12 protein-coding genes and 2 pseudogenes are annotated in these 16,555 nt (G+C 69.7%); 6 read left to right on the top strand and 8 right to left on the bottom strand.

Annotation, left to right across the window (positions count from 1 at the left end):
- Positions 1-174 precede the first annotated feature (174 nt).
- Positions 175-957 carry an enoyl-CoA hydratase/isomerase family protein gene (locus FKV25_RS05260; protein ID WP_141517753.1) on the bottom strand — a complete coding sequence of 261 codons (783 nt, stop codon included), beginning with the start codon at positions 955-957 and terminating at the stop codon, positions 175-177.
- A gap of 272 nt (positions 958-1,229) precedes the next feature.
- Here FKV25_RS05260 and FKV25_RS05255 point away from each other — a divergent pair, with 272 nt between their 5' ends.
- The 3 genes and pseudogenes from FKV25_RS05255 to FKV25_RS05245 all read left to right on the top strand — a co-directional run bounded on the left by FKV25_RS05255 (position 1,230) and on the right by FKV25_RS05245 (position 3,765).
- A complete protein-coding gene (locus FKV25_RS05255) occupies positions 1,230-1,916 on the top strand; it encodes an FKBP-type peptidyl-prolyl cis-trans isomerase N-terminal domain-containing protein (protein ID WP_141517752.1) in 687 nt (228 codons plus the stop codon).
- A gap of 177 nt (positions 1,917-2,093) precedes the next feature.
- Positions 2,094-2,911, top strand: a pseudogene (locus FKV25_RS05250) (NUDIX hydrolase).
- Positions 2,908-3,765 carry a sulfurtransferase gene (locus FKV25_RS05245; RefSeq protein WP_141517751.1) on the top strand — a complete coding sequence of 286 codons (858 nt, stop codon included), beginning with the start codon at positions 2,908-2,910 and terminating at the stop codon, positions 3,763-3,765. The pseudogene FKV25_RS05250 and the gene FKV25_RS05245 overlap by 4 nt, the downstream one beginning before the upstream one ends.
- Positions 3,766-3,799: 34 nt before the next feature.
- Here FKV25_RS05245 and FKV25_RS05240 read toward each other — a convergent pair whose 3' ends face one another.
- From FKV25_RS05240 to FKV25_RS05215, 6 genes and pseudogenes are all read right to left on the bottom strand, one after another.
- Positions 3,800-4,558 (bottom strand): enoyl-CoA hydratase/isomerase family protein, encoded by a 759-nt coding sequence (locus FKV25_RS05240; protein WP_141517750.1) that lies wholly within the window; start codon positions 4,556-4,558, stop codon positions 3,800-3,802.
- Positions 4,555-6,126 carry a DUF4139 domain-containing protein gene (locus tag FKV25_RS05235; protein ID WP_170218548.1) on the bottom strand — a complete coding sequence of 524 codons (1,572 nt, stop codon included), beginning with the start codon at positions 6,124-6,126 and terminating at the stop codon, positions 4,555-4,557. Before FKV25_RS05235 ends, FKV25_RS05240 begins: the two co-directional genes overlap by 4 nt.
- Before the next feature lie 88 nt (positions 6,127-6,214).
- Positions 6,215-6,595, bottom strand: a complete 381-nt coding sequence (locus FKV25_RS05230) for an acyl-CoA thioesterase (protein WP_141517754.1) — start codon at positions 6,593-6,595, stop codon at positions 6,215-6,217.
- A 362-nt stretch (positions 6,596-6,957) separates the two neighbouring features.
- Positions 6,958-9,942, bottom strand: coding sequence for an excinuclease ABC subunit UvrA (uvrA, locus tag FKV25_RS05225; protein ID WP_141517748.1), 2,985 nt, complete (start codon positions 9,940-9,942; stop codon positions 6,958-6,960).
- Positions 9,943-10,161: 219 nt separating this feature from the next.
- Positions 10,162-11,103 (bottom strand): OmpA family protein, encoded by a 942-nt coding sequence (locus tag FKV25_RS05220; protein ID WP_141517747.1) that lies wholly within the window; start codon positions 11,101-11,103, stop codon positions 10,162-10,164.
- Positions 11,104-11,506: 403 nt separating this feature from the next.
- A pseudogene (locus tag FKV25_RS05215) lies at positions 11,507-13,321 on the bottom strand (S8 family peptidase); the annotation flags it as partial.
- 617 nt (positions 13,322-13,938) lie between these two features.
- Here FKV25_RS05215 and rplU point away from each other — a divergent pair.
- The 3 genes from rplU (at position 13,939) to cgtA (ending at position 15,848) form a co-directional block, all read left to right on the top strand.
- On the top strand, positions 13,939-14,259 hold the full coding sequence (gene rplU / locus FKV25_RS05210; RefSeq protein WP_141517745.1) for a 50S ribosomal protein L21: 321 nt from the start codon (positions 13,939-13,941) through the stop codon (positions 14,257-14,259).
- 12 nt (positions 14,260-14,271) lie between these two features.
- Positions 14,272-14,529 carry a 50S ribosomal protein L27 gene (gene rpmA, locus FKV25_RS05205; protein WP_141517744.1) on the top strand — a complete coding sequence of 86 codons (258 nt, stop codon included), beginning with the start codon at positions 14,272-14,274 and terminating at the stop codon, positions 14,527-14,529.
- A 242-nt stretch (positions 14,530-14,771) separates the two neighbouring features.
- Positions 14,772-15,848, top strand: a complete 1,077-nt coding sequence (gene cgtA / locus FKV25_RS05200) for an Obg family GTPase CgtA (RefSeq protein WP_141517743.1) — start codon at positions 14,772-14,774, stop codon at positions 15,846-15,848.
- 248 nt (positions 15,849-16,096) lie between these two features.
- Here cgtA and rpsT read toward each other — a convergent pair whose 3' ends face one another.
- Positions 16,097-16,366 (bottom strand): 30S ribosomal protein S20, encoded by a 270-nt coding sequence (rpsT, locus tag FKV25_RS05195; RefSeq protein ID WP_141517742.1) that lies wholly within the window; start codon positions 16,364-16,366, stop codon positions 16,097-16,099.
- Positions 16,367-16,555: the final 189 nt, after the last annotated feature.

The following is a 16,555-nucleotide window of genomic DNA, read 5'->3' as shown; positions in this document are numbered from 1 at the left end:
TCGCGTCGAGCAGGCGCTGGCGGCATCCGGGCGCGCATGCCTGGCAGGCATCGACGTCGACCAGGCCACGCTCGATCGCCATGTCCAGGTCGTCGACGGCCAGGGCCGCGCTGACCGCGTGCGCGCGCTGCCCGGGGGGCGCCGCGCAACCGCAAGGGCAGGGCGCGCCGGACATCAGCGACCGGAGAAGGCGGGCTTGCGGCGCTCGATGAAGGCTGTCGTGCCTTCCCGCATGTCCTCGGTGGCGAACATCAGGCCGAACTGCGCGGTCTCGTATTCCAGCGCCTCTTCGATGCCGCACGCGCCTCCGACGTTCAGGCAGTCGATCACGCCGCGCATCGCCAGCGGCGCCGAGGCAGCGAGCTGGGCGGCGAGCTTGAGCGTCTCGGCCTCCAGGTCCGCGGCCGGGACGACGCGATTGACGATACCCAGTGCGAGCGCGCGCTGGGCGTCGATCGGGGCGCCGAGCAGGCACAATTCCATCGCCGCCGCGCGACCGGCCAGCCGGAGCAGGCGCTGGGTGCCGCCGAAGCCGGGGATGAGGCCGAGGTTGATCTCGGGCTGACCGACCTTGGCGCTGTCGGCGGCGATGCGCAGGTGGCAGCACATCGCCAGCTCCAGGCCGCCGCCGAGCGCGAAGCCGTTGATCATCGCGATGACCGGCTTGGGCATCTTTTCCACGCGGCGCATCATGCGCTGGCCGCGCAGGGAGAAGTCCCGGCCCTGCACGGGGGTCAGGCTGTTCATTTCGGCGATGTCCGCGCCGGCCACGAAGGCCTTCGGTCCCGCTCCGGTCAGGACGATGGCGCGCACGCCCTCGTCGCCGGCCGCTTCGGCGAACGCGGTGTCCAGCGCATCGAGGGTGGCGGCGTTGAGCGCGTTCAGCTTGTCGGGACGGTTGACGGTGATCTGCAGGACCGCGTCGTGGCGGGTCTTCAACAGCAGCGATTCAGGCATGTGAACGGGTGTCCTTGTCGAAAGGGATGGCGGAATCGACGCGCCAGCGCGCCACGGCGGGCGCTGCGTGGCATTGCCCCGCGGGAACTCGCCGCGGCGCGCGCGGTCGGAGTACGCGGTGTCAGTGGCAGTTAAGCCAGTGCGCCGCTATCCTAGCGCGTCCGATCAGGCCTGCACGACTGGCGGATCCCATGAGCGGTACCCCTGCGATCGAAATCGAAGTCATCCGCCCCGTCGCGGGATCCCGTGCCACAAACCGGAGGTTTTACCGAATGAAGTTGCGTTTTCTCGCGGTCGCCGTGACCGCCCTGGTGCTGACCGTCGGCAATGCCGCCGCTCAGGACACATCGTCTGAGAAAGGCAAGCTGAGCTACGCGCTGGGCTACGACCTGGGTCGTAACGCGATCGAAAGCGGTGAAGCCGTCGATCTCAATACCGTCATCAAGGGCCTGCAGGACGGCTACGCCAAGAGCGCGCCGGCGGTGCCGGTGGAGCAACTGCGCAGCGCGGTGCAGAACATGCAGCAGCGCCAGCAGGCCAAGGCCAAGGCCGAGTGGGACCAGGCCGCCGCCACGAACAAGGCCAAGAGCGATACCTTCCTGGCCCAGAACAAGGCCAAGTCGGGCGTCAAGACCCTGCCCAGCGGCATCCAGTACCGCGTGATGGAAACCGGCAACGGTGCCAAGCCGACCCAGGCGAGCACCGTGGAACTGCAGGTCGCCGGTCCGTACGCGTGGGGCGAGCGCCCGTCGCCGGCGCGCCCGGCCCAGAGCATCCCGGCGATGAAGCTCAGTGAGATCGAGATGCCGGCCATGCGCGAAGTGCTGCTGCAGATGCCGGCGGGTACGAAGTGGGAAGTGACCCTGCCGCCGGACAAGGCCTACGGTGCCGATCCGCGCACGCCGTTCCCGCCGAACGTGGCGGTGCAGTTCGAGATCAAGCTGACCTCGGTCAAGTAAGCCGGCCGGGGCGCTCGCGCCGTGGCGCCTGGCCGCCGGGACGAGCGGCCCCCGCTCCATCCAGAAGCGCCGGCCCTGCCGGCGCTTCTGCTGTCCGGCGCCGGCACCCGGTGCCTCGCCACGCCCCCGGCCCACGCCGCATGACGGCCCGGGTGCCACAGTTGATACCCTGTTGCCATGAATCCAGCTTTCCGTGCCGTGCTCAGTCCCTGCATCGGCGTCTGCAGCCTCGACGAGGCGGGTTTCTGCGAAGGCTGCCTGCGCAGCTCGGCTGAAATCGCCCGCTGGTCGCAGATGAACGACGACGAGCGCCTGCACCTCATGGAGACCGTGCTGCCCGGGCGGGAGGGCTCGCGGGGGTGAGCGCGCCGGTGCCCTCGCGCACGCCGGCACCCTTCGACCGAATCGTCGCGGCGCTCCATCCCTTGCACGGCGAGCCGACCGGCACCGGCTGGAATCGCGACGAGGTCGCCGACCTCCTGCCCGCGGAAGGCATCCACGTCGAGGCCGCGGTACTCGTGGGGCTGGTGCCCCGCGACAGTGGCCTGCAGGTCCTGCTGACGCGACGCACCGACTCGTTGCGCCACCACGCCGGGCAGGTGAGTTTTCCCGGCGGGCGCATCGAGCCCTTCGACCGCGACGCGACCGCGGCCGCCATCCGCGAGGCGGGCGAGGAGATCGGACTGCGTCCGCCGCAGATCCAGCCACTGGGCTTCCTCGACCCCCTGGTGACGATCACCGGTTTCCGGGTGTTGCCCGTCGTCGCGGGGATTGCGGCGGACTACGTCGCCGTGCCCGACCCGGGCGAGGTCGACACGGTGTTCGAGGTCGCGCTGGACTACCTCCTCGATCCGGCCAGCCTCGGCCACCACGTCGTCCAATACCGCGGTCGCGAGCGACGCGTGCTGGAGTATCGTTACCCCGGGCAGCGGATCTGGGGCGCGACCGCTTCGATGCTGTGGAACTTCCGCCAACGCCTGGAGGCCATCGCGTGAATGCCTGGACGACCCTGGTCGAGCCCCGCGAGCTGCTGCACCGGCTCGGCGGCGAAGGCCTGGTGGTGATCGATGCGAGCGCCGACCTCGGCAGCCCCGGCGCCGCGCAGGCGCGTTTCCTGCAGGCGCATGTGCCGGGCGCCCTGCATGCCGACCTCGACCATGACCTGTCGGACCACCGCCTGCACGGACAGGGCCGGCATCCATGGCCGGAGGCACGTGATTTCGTGGCCCGCCTGGCCGATTGGGGCATCGCCCCGGACGACCAGGTCGTGGTCTACGACGCCGCGGACGGCGCGCTTGCCGCCGCCCGGCTGTGGTGGATGCTGCACGTGCTCGGCCACGAACGCGTCGCGGTGCTCGATGGCGGCTGGAATGCCTGGCAGGCCGCTGGGCTTCCCGTGGCCAGCGGGCCGGCGCGGCCGCGGGATCGCGCCGATTATCCGTCCGGGCGTGCTTTCGAGGATTCGCGACTATTCGACGCCAGCGACGTGCAGGCCCATCTCCGCCGGGGCGGGATGCTGGTCGATGCGCGCGCCGCCGAGCGGTTCCGCGGCGACGTCGAGCCGCTCGATCGCGTCGCCGGCCACGTGCCGGGTGCGGTCAACCGGCCGTATGCGATGAACCTCCAGCAGGGGCGCTTCAAGCCGGCGGGCGCCCTGCGCGAGGAGTTCCAGGCCCTGATGGGGGACACCGCGCCCGGCGACGTGGTGGTCATGTGCGGCTCCGGCGTCACCGCCTGCCACCACCTGCTGGCGATGGCGCGCGCAGGCCTGCATGGCGCGGGCCTGTTCACCGGCTCCTGGAGCGGCTGGATCGAAGACCCGTCCCGCCCCGTCGCGACCGGCGACTGAGCCGGCTCGCGACGGATCGCCGCGGCTTGGGGGCCTACTTGCGCAGGCTGGCCACCAGTGCGTGCAGGGCGTGCTGGGTACCTTCGGAGTACCAGCCGTCGAGGAAGCGTTCGAGCTGGATGTGCTCCGGCTGCATCGCTTCGATCACGTCCGCGCGCGCGATGCGGCGGGTGAGCAGCATCGCCTCGCGCGGCAGCGACACCAGGTCGCGCAGCCAGGTCAGCGCACGCTGGGCGACCTCGTCGATGCCGGCGAGCTCGTCGACCAGGCCGAAATCCAGGGCCTGCGAGGCCTCGATCATCTCGCCCGCGACCAGCAGTCGCTCGGCACGGTAGGTGCCCACCACCCGACGCATCAGCCGCTGGATGCCTTCCGGCGCGGCCAGGCCGACGCGGGTTTCGTTGAGGCCGATCCGGTACGGGCCGGAGGCCATCACCCGGTAATCGCAGCACAGTGCCAGCACGCAGCCGCCGGCCGGGGCGTGCCCGGCGATGGCCGCCACCACCGGGACCGGCGATTCGGCGAGGCCGAGTGCGGCATCGAAGAAGGACTGCCAAGCTGACTCGAGCGCCGCGCGATCGTCGCCGAGCGACAACAGGTAGGGCACGTCCAGGCCGGCCGAGAACACCTTCGGGCCGCCGCTGAGCACGATGCCGCGCGCGCCGCCGGCGATGGCCGCCTCGAGCGCGTCGCGCAGGTCGGTGCACAGCGCGGGATTGAGTGCATTGACCGGCGAGCGCGCCAGGCGCAGCTCGGCCAGGTCGCCATGATGGAGGGTTTCGACGCAGCTCATGGATTGAGTTCCCGGGGCCAGCGGTAGCGGACCGTGTAGGTGAGGGTGGTGGTGCCTTCGGCCGGCACGGGGACGAGGAACTCGACCTTCTGCGCGCCCTTGGCGTCGGCGGCGATGCTGCTGTCGACCAGCTCCCAGTCGCGCCAGCGCGGCAGCGGTTCGATCACGCGAACCGTCGCGGCCTCCTGCTTGGCGTTGCGCAGCTCGATGGCGAACGACTCGGTGATCGTGCGTCCGCTGCGGTCGACGCTGAAGGCCGTCGCTTCGCGCTCGGCCGAGAGGTCGAAGGCGGTGCCGACCTGCAGGCGGATCTCTTCGCCGTTGGCGGTATGCCCGAGCGGCGACTCGCCGAGGAAGTCTTCGCCGTCGAACACGCGCACGCGGCCGGCCGGCAATGCCCGGCCCAGGCCCGCATCCCCGGTGTTCTGGATGACGACGGACGCCACCACGGGCTGCTTGCCGGTGGCACCGGCGCCGTCCGGAGCGAGTTGCGGGCGATCGGGGATCCAGCCGGGCTCGCCGCCGTCCAGCAGGTAGACCCGCTCGCAGGCCACCGAATCGCGCGCGGCGAACAGCGGCAGGCGCTCGGTGGCGCCGTTGCTGACGCGGCTCGTGCCCGGGAGTTCGTACGCGTGGTACTCCCCCGACCGTCGTTCCGCGGGTGGTGGCGGTGCCGCCGCGGGCGCGGCGGCATACGCATCGGCGTACGCCATCTCCCGGTAGCGCGCGCCCCCGCCCGTGACGGAGCGCCGCGGCTCGCCGGCGACCAGGGTCAGCCGGGCATTGGAAAAGGTCACGCCCGAGCGGTTGGAGACCTGCGCGGCGCCATCGAGCGCGAGCTGGCAACCCTTGCCCGGGGCGATCCGCGCCAGGTACTCGGCACGCCACGCCATGCCGCCCATGGGATAGCTGAGTACGAAGGCGGCATCGCCGGGCTTCTCGGCCTCGACCGTCCACTGCAGCGCGGCCTCGCGCGGCAATGCGTCGCCGGCATCGATGATGCTGAAGTTGTCGTAGTCGTGGATGACCTTGATGCGGCCGTCGTTCAAGGCGAGGCTGAGGCCGTCGTTGGCCGCGAGCAGGGTACCGCTGTCGGTCTGTTTGGCGCCGCCCGAGGTGTGCTCGACGGCGATCTTCATGCCGATCGCGCGCGCAAGCACGTCCTGGGTGCCGGACAGGGCGCCGATGTAGCGCTGCCCGACGACGCCCACGCCGGGGCTGCGGGGTTGCAGCAGGGCCGCCTCGACATCCATCGCCGGCGACACGTTGGTGGCGGTGACCGCGTTGCTACCCGCGGCGAGCGTGTAACGCAGCGGCCGTTCCACCAGGGCGTAGCCCGGCATGCCCGGCATGGGCTGGGTGAGCTGGCCGAGCGCATCGTAGTCGCCGCTGTAGACGGTGAGCCGCGTGGACGCGCCCGCGTCGTCGCTGTCGGCGGGCCGGTCCGACTTCGCGTTGCGCGCCGGTTCGGCGGGGAGCCGTGCCTTGCCGGGCTTTCCGCCGGGCTCGGGTTGCGAACATGCGGCCAACAGGCAGGCGGCTGCCAGCAGTGACAGGGGACGATGCATCGCGAACTCCATTCTCGGCCTGTTCATATCATAGGCCGATGTCCGCGTGCCGTCTGCGCACGCGGACATCCGTCGTTCACGGAGCCGCTCAGGCCTGGCAGGCCTCGCGCACGCCGTCCGGCAGCGGTGCCGCGCGGCCGGTGGTGCGGTCGATCCACACCAGCACGACATGCCCGTCGCAATACAGCACGCCGTGATCGCGCGCGGCGACGATGCGATGGCCGATGCTCACGCTGGTGTTCCCCATGCGCTCGACGAACAACTCGATGTCGACCTCGCCCGGCCATTCGATCGGCCGCCTGTAGTTGACGTGCGCGGCGGCCACCACGGGGGCGACGTCGTCGTCCAGGCCCAGGCCGGGCAGGCCCATCATCCAGCGCAGGCGTGCTTCCTCGAGGTAGGTGAGGTAGCGCGCGTTGTTGACGTGGTTGAACGCGTCGAGGTCGTTCCAGCGGACCGACATCGGCATGCGTTGGAGGACGCGTGGCGCGGGCGTGTCCGTCTCGCCGGTGCCGGGCGACACGGCATCTGGAGCAGGGGCGCCGGACGGCGTGCTGGTTGCCTCTTCGGGTGCCGCAGGCGCCACGGCGCCGCCGTGGCTCGAGCCCTCGAGCGGCATGCCCACCGCCTTGTCCCGCGCCGTGACCGGATCCTTGCCCTTGCGCGATGCGGTCTTCTTCGCGGTGGTCTTCTTCGCCGGGCGCGTGGCCTTCTTGCGCGCAGGCGCCTTGCGGGCCGGCTTGGCGGCCGTGCCGCCGTCTTTCGTGGCCGTCGCGTCGCCGGGCGCGTCCTGCCCGGCATCCGTTGCTTCGCTCTTCTTGCGCTTGCTCATCAGGAGGTCTTCTTGCTTGCGCGCTTCGCGCCCTTGGTGGCCTTCGCGGCTTTCGTTGCCTTCCTCGCCTTCGTGGGCGCCGCGGGACTCGCCTTGCGCCGGGGTACGGGCTTCTCGTCCGCGTCGCCGGCACGTGCGCCGGCCGCATCGAGCAGGGGGGCGAGGAAGCGACCCGTGTGCGAATGCGACAGCGCCGCGATCTGCTCGGGCGTGCCGGTGGCCAGGATGGTGCCGCCGCGATGCCCGCCGTCCGGACCCAGGTCGACGATCCAGTCGGCGGTCTTGATCACGTCCAGGTTGTGCTCGATCACCACGACCGTGTTGCCGTCGTCGCGCAGGCGGTGCAGGACCGCGAGCAGGTGCTCGATGTCGTGGAAGTGCAGGCCGGTCGTGGGTTCGTCGAGGATGTACAGCGTCCGGCCGGTGTCGCGGCGGGAGAGTTCCTTGGACAGCTTCACGCGTTGCGCCTCGCCGCCCGACAGCGTGGTCGCGCTCTGGCCCAGCTTGATGTAGCTCAGGCCGACGTCGATCAGCGTTTCCAGCTTGCGGGAGATCGAGGGGATCGCCTCGAAGAGGCCGAGCGCATCCTCGACGGTCATCTCCAGCACGTCGTGGATCGAATAGCCCTTGTAGAGGATCTCCAGCGTCTCGCGGTTGTAGCGCTTGCCGCCGCAGACGTCGCAGGGCACGTAGACATCAGGCAGGAAGTGCATCTCGACCTTGATCAGGCCGTCGCCCTGGCAGGCTTCGCAACGGCCGCCGCGCACGTTGAAGCTGAAACGCCCGGCGGCATAGCCGCGCGCACGCGCCTCCGGCACCTGGGCGAACAGTTCGCGCAGCGGCGTGAACAGGCCGGTGTAGGTCGCGGGGTTGGAACGCGGCGTGCGGCCGATCGGCGACTGGTCGATGTCCACGACCTTGTCGAACAGGTCCATGTTGTCGATCGAGCGGTACGGGGCCGGCGTGCGCGAAGCGCCGTTGAGCTCGTTGGCGGCGATCTCGTAGAGCGTGTCGTTGATGAGCGTCGACTTGCCCGAGCCGGAAACGCCGGTGACGCAGGTCAGCAGGCCGGCATGGATGTCCAGGTCGACGTCCTTGAGGTTGTTGCCGGTGGCGCCGCGCAGGTGCAGGGTCGCCTTCGGGTTGGGGCGGGTCCGCTTGGCCGGGACCTCGATCCGCTTGCGGCCGCTGAGGTAGGCGCCGGTCAGCGAACGCGGCGCCTCCAGTACGTCCTGCAACTGGCCCTGGGCGACGATCTCGCCGCCGTGCACGCCGGCGCCCGGACCGATGTCGAGGATGTGGTCGGCCAGGCGGATCGCGTCCTCGTCGTGCTCGACCACGATCACCGTGTTGCCGAGGTCGCGCAGGCGCGTCAGGGTGCCCAGCAGTCGTTCGTTGTCGCGCTGGTGCAGGCCGATCGAGGGCTCGTCCAGCACGTACATCACCCCGACCAGGCCGGCGCCGATCTGGCTGGCCAGGCGGATGCGCTGCGCCTCGCCGCCGGACAGGGAGTCGGCCTTGCGTTCCAGGGTGAGGTAGTCCAGGCCGACGTCGACCAGGAAGCGCAGCCGGTCGGCGATCTCCTTGACGATCTTGACCGCGATCTCGCCGCGCCAGCCAGGCAGCTCGAGCCGCTTGAAGAACGCGAGCGCGTCGTCGACCGGCAACACCACGATCTCCGGCAGCGGGTGCTCGCCGACGAAGACGTTGCGTGCCGCGCGGTTCAGGCGCGCGCCGCCGCAGTCGGGGCAGGGACGCTCGCTGATGTACTTGGACAACTCCTCGCGCACCGCCGGCGACTCGGTCTCGCTGTAGCGGCGCTCCAGGTTGGGCACGATGCCCTCGAAGCGGTGCTTGCGCTGTTGCCGGCTGCTGCCACCGTCGGTCAGGTAGGTGAAGGCGATCTGCTCGTCGCCGCTGCCGAACAGCACGGCCTGGCGGTGCGCCTCGCTGAGGTCCTGCCAGGGCGTGTCCACGTCGAAGCCGTAGTGCCTGGCCAGCGACTGGATCATCTGGAAGTAGTACGCGTTGCGGCGGTCCCAGCCACGCACCGCGCCGGCCGACAGGGCCAGCTCGGGGTGGACGACCACGCGGGCGGGGTCGAAGAACTGGGCCACGCCGAGGCCGTCGCAGTGCTGGCAGGCGCCTACCGGCGAGTTGAACGAGAACAGGCGCGGCTCGAGCTCGGGCAGGGCGTAGTCGCAGACCGGGCAGCTGTAGCGCGAGGAGAACAGCAAGGGCTCGGCATCGGCGACGTCAAGCGACATCACCGCGGCCATGCCGTCGCCGAGCTTGAGCGCGGTCTCGAAGGACTCGGCCAGGCGCTGCTTCATGTCCTCGCGCGGGCGGAAGCGGTCGACGACCGCCTCGATGGTGTGCTTCTGCCGCAGCGCCAGCGTCGGCACCGCGTCGACTTCATGGACCTCGCCGTCGACCCGGACCCGCACATAGCCCTGCGCCCGGAGCTGTTCGAAGACCTGTGCGTGCTCGCCCTTGCGTTCGCGGATCACCGGGGCCAGCAACATGTAGCGCTGTTCGGCGGTCTCGGGCCGGTCGGCCAGGGCGATGACCTGGTCGACCATCTGGCTGACGGTCTGCGCTTCGAGCGGATAGTGGTGGTCCGGGCAGCGCGGCGTGCCCACGCGTGCGTAGAGCAGGCGCAGGTAATCGTAGATCTCGGTGATCGTGCCGACCGTGGAGCGCGGGTTGTGCGACGTCGACTTCTGCTCGATCGAGATCGCCGGCGACAGGCCCTCGATATGGTCGACGTCGGGCTTTTCCATCACCGACAGGAACTGCCGCGCGTAGGCCGACAGCGACTCGACGTAGCGGCGCTGGCCTTCGGCGTAGATCGTGTCGAATGCCAGCGACGACTTGCCCGAACCCGACAGGCCGGTGATCACGATCAGCTTGTCGCGCGGCAGGTCGAGGTCGATGTTCTTGAGGTTGTGCGTCCGCGCACCGCGGATGCGGATGGTATCCATGCGTAGGTGGGGGCCTGCATTGGTCGTGGGGGTACCCGTCGACCGCGAAGCCTGCGCGTCCCCAGGGGACGCCAGTCGATGCGGCGGCGAACAGACGAGCGTATCGGTAGACCGATATGGGGGCAAATCCCCACGAACAAACCAGACGGGTCGGGCGGGTCCGCGCCGGCGCCTTGCGTTCATGCAGGGCACCGGGACGGACGGCGATGCAGTCGGCGTTCAGTCGGCGACGCGGAATCCGACGCTGTCGCCCGGGGCCGGCCCGTCGCCGGCGTCGCCCAGGTGCGCCGAGGTGCGGATCTGGCCGGGACCCACGCCGTTGACGATCAGCTGCACCTTGACCGCTTCGGCCCGCTGCAGGGCCAGGCGTTCGTCGAAGGCCGGGTCGTCGCTGGCGCTGGCGTTGCCGACGATCTCGACCTGGCGGTCGCGTGGCATGGCGGCGATGGTCTGGCCGGCCTGGGCCAGCACGGCCAGGCTGGACGCCGAAAGCTTGGCACTGTCGGGTTCGAACGCCACCGTCATGGTGTTGAGGGTGCCCTCGAGCTCGGAGACGCTGGCATCGGCACCCAGCGCGGCCAGGGCGGCCAGCGCGGGATCGTCCGCGGCACCGATGAAGAGGCCGCCGAGTTCGGCGTCCGGGAAATGTTCGCGGGCGGCGTCGGTCAGGCGCGCGCGGGTATCCGGGTCGACCTTCCCGGTCAGCTCGATCCGGTTGCCGTCGAAGCGGAGCCCGGTGCCGCTGACGTTGAAACCGGCGAGGAAGGCGTCCAGGCCATCGACCCAGGCCGGCGCCTTGGCCTCGGGGTCGACCGCGAGGCTGCCGCTGGCCTGGCCGGAGGGGAACGTGTTGGCGAAGGCGCGGTCGATCGCGTCGCGGTGCGCGGCGCTGTCGACCCGTCCGTCGTAGCGGATCGCGCCGCTGTTGTTGGTGATGTTCAGGCTAGACGCGCGTTCGCTCGATGGCGGCGGAAGCGCCGATGCGACGGCGTCGTCCACCTCCTCTTCGGCCGCGGAAGTGGCCGCGGGGGCTGGCGTGTTGGCTTCCGGCGTGGCGCCCCGGTCGCAGCCGGCGAGGGCGAGCGAGGCAAGCAGCAGGCAAGGGGCCCAATGAACCCGCGCGGAGGCGTATCGGGGGCGGTGGGGCGAGGCTTGGGGCATGCGGAACTCCTGGGACGGGAAGCGCGGGTCTGGAGCCGGGGTTTGCGTCCCCCGGACGGAGCGGGGGCCCTTGCGGGCCCCCGTCCTGGCGTCCTGGGGCGCCGTGTCGCAAGTGAAGGCTTCAGCGGCTGCGACGCTTCTGCGAGGCGTAGTCGATGGAGACTTCGTCCGAGCACTCCAGGGTGCCGTTGTTGCACACCTTGTAGCTCATGGTGCCGCTTCCGACGATGCGGAAGGTGTCGGTGGTGCTGTGGTTGCGGTTGCGCACGGTCTTGAGGATGGCGCCGTTGCGGTAGATGTCCACCAGGCGGGCCCCTTCGGCCCATGCCAGCTCCACGCGGGTACGGTGGTTGTTGAGCTGGGTGGCCTCGGCCTCCAGCGCACGCGGCCAGCCCGGATCGACGAAGCTCGGGTACAGCGAGATGCCGCTCGAGTCCGTGTAGCCCTTGATGGTCACGTACCAGATGCCGCTTTCAGGCGTCGGGAAGAAGCAGGTCTCGTCGTTGCCGAACGAGAACGGACGGCAGTCGTACGCGGTATCGGTCGGTTCGGCGCCATGACGCACGTAGATGTCCGCATCCCCCTCGCCGCCATACATCGCGAACAGCAGGTTGGACGCCCCGTTGGGCACGGACAGCTGGTAACGGACGGTACCGTCGGCCTCGACTTCGATGTCGGTGACGGTGACGCCGTTTTCCAGCTCGGTGGCCGGCGGCGGCGGCGGCGGCTCCGGCGGGGCCTCCGGCAGCGGTTCGGCGCCCGAGGCGACCGCGACGGCGTAGCGCGCGTCGATCACGCCCGAGCCGCAGGGCTTGCTGAAGCTGCAGCCGTCCGGGAAGCCGGTGGCGGCGTACGCGGTATTGACCAGGATCTCCTCGACCTCGGCCGGTGTCTTGGGCGCGACCGACTGCATCAGCGCGACCGTGCCGGCCACGTGCGGTGCCGCCATCGAGGTGCCGGCGTACCAGGCATAGCCATCGCCTTCCTGGCCCTGCGCGCCCAGGTTGAGCGTCGACAGCACGTTGTCCTCGGCCGGCGCCACGCCGCTGCCGCCCGGGGCGGCGACGTCGATGCCTTCGCCGAAGTTGGAGTAGTCCACCGCGAACGCATAGGCCGGGCCGGTGGCGGCCACCGAGACCACGTTGTCGCAGTTCGCCGGGGTGAAGCCCGACACGTCCGAGCTGCTGTTGCCGGCCGCCACGACCACGGTGGTGCCCCGGCTGACCGCGCCATCGATTGCGTCCTGCATTACCGCCGAGCAGCTGCCGCCGCCGCCCAGGCTCAGGTTGATGACCTCGGCCGGGGTGGTGTTGTCGGGTACGCCGGCGACGCTGCCGCCCGATGCCCAGACGATCGCGTCGGCGATGTCCGAGGTGTAGCCGCCGCACTTGCCCAGCACGCGCACGGGCTGGACCTTGGCGCCATGGGCAACGCCGGCCACGCCTACGCCGTTGTCGGTGACCGCGGCGATGGTGCCCGCCACGTGGGTGCCGTGCCAGCTGCTGTCCTCGGGGATGCCGAAGATGTTGCATTCGCCGTCGTGCCAGTCGCCCGGATCGTTGGCGTCGGCGTCGCGACCGTCGCCGTCGACCGATACCTCGGGATCGTCGATGAAGTCGTAGCCCGGGATCAGGTTGGCCAGCAGGTCCGCATGCGGCGTGCTGCCGGTGTCGAGGACGGCGACGACGACGCCTTCGCCGGTGGTCGTGTCCCAGGCCGCCTCGGCGTCGATGCCGCCGGTGCCGGCCTGGTAGTGCCATTGCTGCGCGTAGCCGGGGTCGTTGGGCACGAACTGGCGGGTCAGCAGGCGGTCGGGCTCGACGTTGAGGACATTGGGGTCCTTCATCAGGGCGATCGCCAGCGCCTTGCTGGCGGCGCGGTCGAGCTTGCGGTCGGTCCTGATGACCGCCGCGCCATTGTTCAGGGTGCGCATCGGGCGGATGCCGACGCCGGCGTCACGCGCCGCAGTGGCCAGGCCCTGGTTGCGCGAGGCAGCCGAGGTGCGCGCACCGGGGGCGTTGCGGTAGGTGACGATGAAGCGGTCCGTCTGGACCTGGCTCGCGGCCTTGGCGCTGGTGGCCGCAACCGGGCGCTTGAAGCTCTCGAGTTTCGCGCCTGAGTAGGCCGCCGGCGCCACGACGATAGCGGTCGCGATCGCGAGCGCCGTCCATTTCATGTGCCGTGGACGGTTGGAGCCTGCGTGGTTCTTCGAAGACATGAGTTGAGCATCCTTTTCTTGAGTCCATTTCTCCCGCGGCACCCCCCTGTGCCGTGGGCCCAGTCCGCGTCGACGCCAGTGGGGCGCGTCGATGCGCAACGCCGTGACCGCTTCGCCGGACCGCAGGAGCGGCCAGTTGCAGCGGTGTCAGTCGGGTGGCGGGCGGGGCAGGGGGCGCGTCGATGCGCCACGTCGTCCAGGAAGTCGGGCAGGTTTGCAGCAGCGACGGGGCGCGCGGGCACCGGTCCTTCTGTCTGCGCTGACGCCGTCGGGCCTTGGGCCGCGCGACGGTGAGCTCCATGCTCCATGACTGTGGAATACCTCGCCGAAAATGCCGGTCCATGCCCCCATGGGGCAGGGAATCCTGAATGTCAGCGAGCGACCCCCTGTTGCCGCTCCTGACTCGAACCTAAACGCGCCGTGGATGAAACACAAGGGTTCCCCGCGGTTCAGCGAGCAGATTTCGCATTCCGCCAGGGCGCATGCCCCCGGTGGCCGGCAGGCGCTCGCTCGAGGATCCCGGTAATTGCGACGGGGCGCCGGATGTCCTACAATTCCGCTTCTGTCCGCCCTGAACAGGGTGGCAGCGACCAAAATAACTACAGAGGAATCTGGTCATGTATGCAGTTGTAGTCACGGGCGGTAAGCAGTACCGCGTGATGCAGGGCGAGACCCTGCGCGTCGAGCTCCTCGATGTCGAAGCCGGCAGCGAGCTGAAGCTGGACAACGTCCTGATGCTGGGCGACAGCGATGGCGTGAAGGTCGGCGACGAGCTCAAGGGCGCCGTCGTGTCGGCCAAGGTCATCGGCCACGGTCGCGCCGACAAGGTGCGCATCGTCAAGTTCCGCCGCCGCAAGCACCATCGCAAGCAGATGGGCCACCGGCAGCATTACACCGAAATCGAGATCACCGGCATCGCCGGTGGCGACAAGAAGTAAGGAGAAGCAGTCATGGCACATAAAAAGGGCGTAGGTTCTTCGCGCAACGGCCGCGACTCCAACCCGAAGATGCTGGGCGTCAAGATCTATGGCGGCCAGGCGATCGACGCAGGCAACATCATCGTGCGCCAGCGCGGCACCCAGTTCCACCCGGGCGCCGGCGTCGGCCTGGGCCGCGACCACACGCTGTTCGCGCTGGTCGACGGCAAGGTCGAGTTCTCGACCAAGGGTCCGAAGAAGCGCCGCACCGTCAGCGTCATCGCCGACTGAGCACGGGCATCCGGCGCCCCGCGCCGATGCCGCGAAAGGCCCCGCCCCGGCGGGGTTTTTCGTTTTCTGGAACGTGATTCGGGATTCGTGATGGGTGATGGGCGGGCCGTTTCGCCGCTCGTGCCGTTGGCCGCCAGGCCAGCCCCCATCGTGGGCCGATATCGTTCGCATAAACTGGCCGGCAAGGCGCTCGCCAGTCGTTGTCCAATCACCATTCACGAATCACCGATCACGGCCCTTCAATGAAACTCGTAGACGAAGCTGAAATCCAGGTATCCGCCGGCAACGGGGGCAATGGTTGCGTGGGCTTCCGTCGCGAGAAGTTCATCCCGCTTGGCGGGCCGGACGGTGGCGACGGTGGCGACGGTGGCAGCGTCTGGCTGGTCGCCGACGAGAACCTCAATACCCTGGTCGACTTCCGCCACCAGCGACAGTTCCGCGCCCAGCGCGGCGAGAACGGCATGGGTCGGCAGATGTACGGCAAGGCCGGCGAGGACACCATCATCACCGTGCCCGTGGGCACCGTGGTCACCAACGTCGAGACCGACGAGGTCATCGGCGACATGACCCGGCATGGCGATCGCATGCTGGTCGCCAAGGGCGGCAAGGGCGGGCTGGGCAACATGCACTTCAAGAGTTCGGTGAACCGGGCGCCGCGCAAGGCGCTGCCGGGCCTGCCGGGCGAGGAGCGCGTGCTCAAGCTGGAGCTGAAGCTGTTGGCCGACGTCGGCCTGCTCGGTTTCCCCAATGCCGGCAAGAGCACGTTGATCCGCGCGGTCTCGGCCGCGACGCCCAAGGTCGCCGACTACCCGTTCACCACGCTCTATCCCAACCTGGGCGTGGTCAGCGTCGAGGCGCATCGCAGTTTCGTCATCGCCGACATCCCCGGCCTGATCGAGGGCGCCGCCGACGGCGCCGGCCTGGGTGCGCAGTTCCTGCGCCACCTGCAGCGCACCCGCTTGCTGCTCCACCTCGTCGACATGGCGCCCATGGAGGGCGGCGTGGAGGGCGTGAGCCCGGCCGAGCAGGTGCGTGCCATCGAGCACGAACTCGGCAAGCACGACTCCGAACTGCTGCGCAAGCCGCGCTGGCTGATCCTCAACAAGTCCGACCTGCTGCTGGAGGAAGAGCAGGACGAAGTGGCCCGGGGCATCATCGATGAGCTGGGCTGGACGGACCGTTGGTACCGGGTCTCCGCGATCGGCCGTGAGGGCACGTGGCCCGTCATGAAGGACGTGATGGCCTTCTTCGACCGGCAGGCCGAAGAGGCTGCCGAAGCCGCGGCCGAGGCGGCCGCTTCGACGCGCAACGACGGCTGAGCCGGGCGCGGATGGGGCCGGCGACGTTCGCGTCCGTCCTGCGCCCGCAGGCGCGGGGACGCATGCGGATTCCGGCGGCGACGTGCCCGCCGTCGACCGCAGCGCAAGGCGCACGCCCGGGAGCCGGGCGATGCGGTCGCATGGAACGGGCGCCAATCCGCGCGAGGACAACAAAAAAGCCGGCGTTGGCCGGCTTTCCTGTTCGCGCCACGGTGTATCGTGGCGCGGATGCGTGCCCGGATATCCGGTCAGGCGGCCTTGAGCGCCTTGATGCGGGCGTTCAGGCGGCTCTTGTGGCGGGCAGCCTTGTTCTTGTGGATGAGGCCACGCGCGCTGTAGCGATCGATGATCGGCTGGGCGGCGGCGAAGGCGGACTCGGCGCCGGCGGCGTCGTTCTCGCCCAGAGCCTTGAGCACCTTCTTGACGTAGGTGCGGAGCATCGAACGCTGGCTGGCGTTACGGGCATTGCGCACGACGGTCTGCTTGGCGCGCTTCTTGGCGGACTTGATGTTAGCCACGGCGTATTCCTGGAATATTTGAAGTTTGGAACTGGAAGGGGTGTATGTCTTGGAGCAGGACTTGCGGGCGGTTAACCGGGCAAGTAGACAGGAAATTATGAGCAATTCAGTAGCTTGCGTCAACTCCATGACCCCGGGGGCTTCACATGCCTGACAAGACCGTTCAGGAGACGCCCGTGCAGGCGGGCG

Source organism: Marilutibacter aestuarii, from assembly GCF_006546775.1.
In the GTDB taxonomy this organism is placed as follows: domain Bacteria; phylum Pseudomonadota; class Gammaproteobacteria; order Xanthomonadales; family Xanthomonadaceae; genus Marilutibacter; species Marilutibacter aestuarii.
The sequence above is the reverse complement of the archived record's forward strand: the minus strand, read 5'-3'. Positions and strand labels throughout refer to the sequence as shown.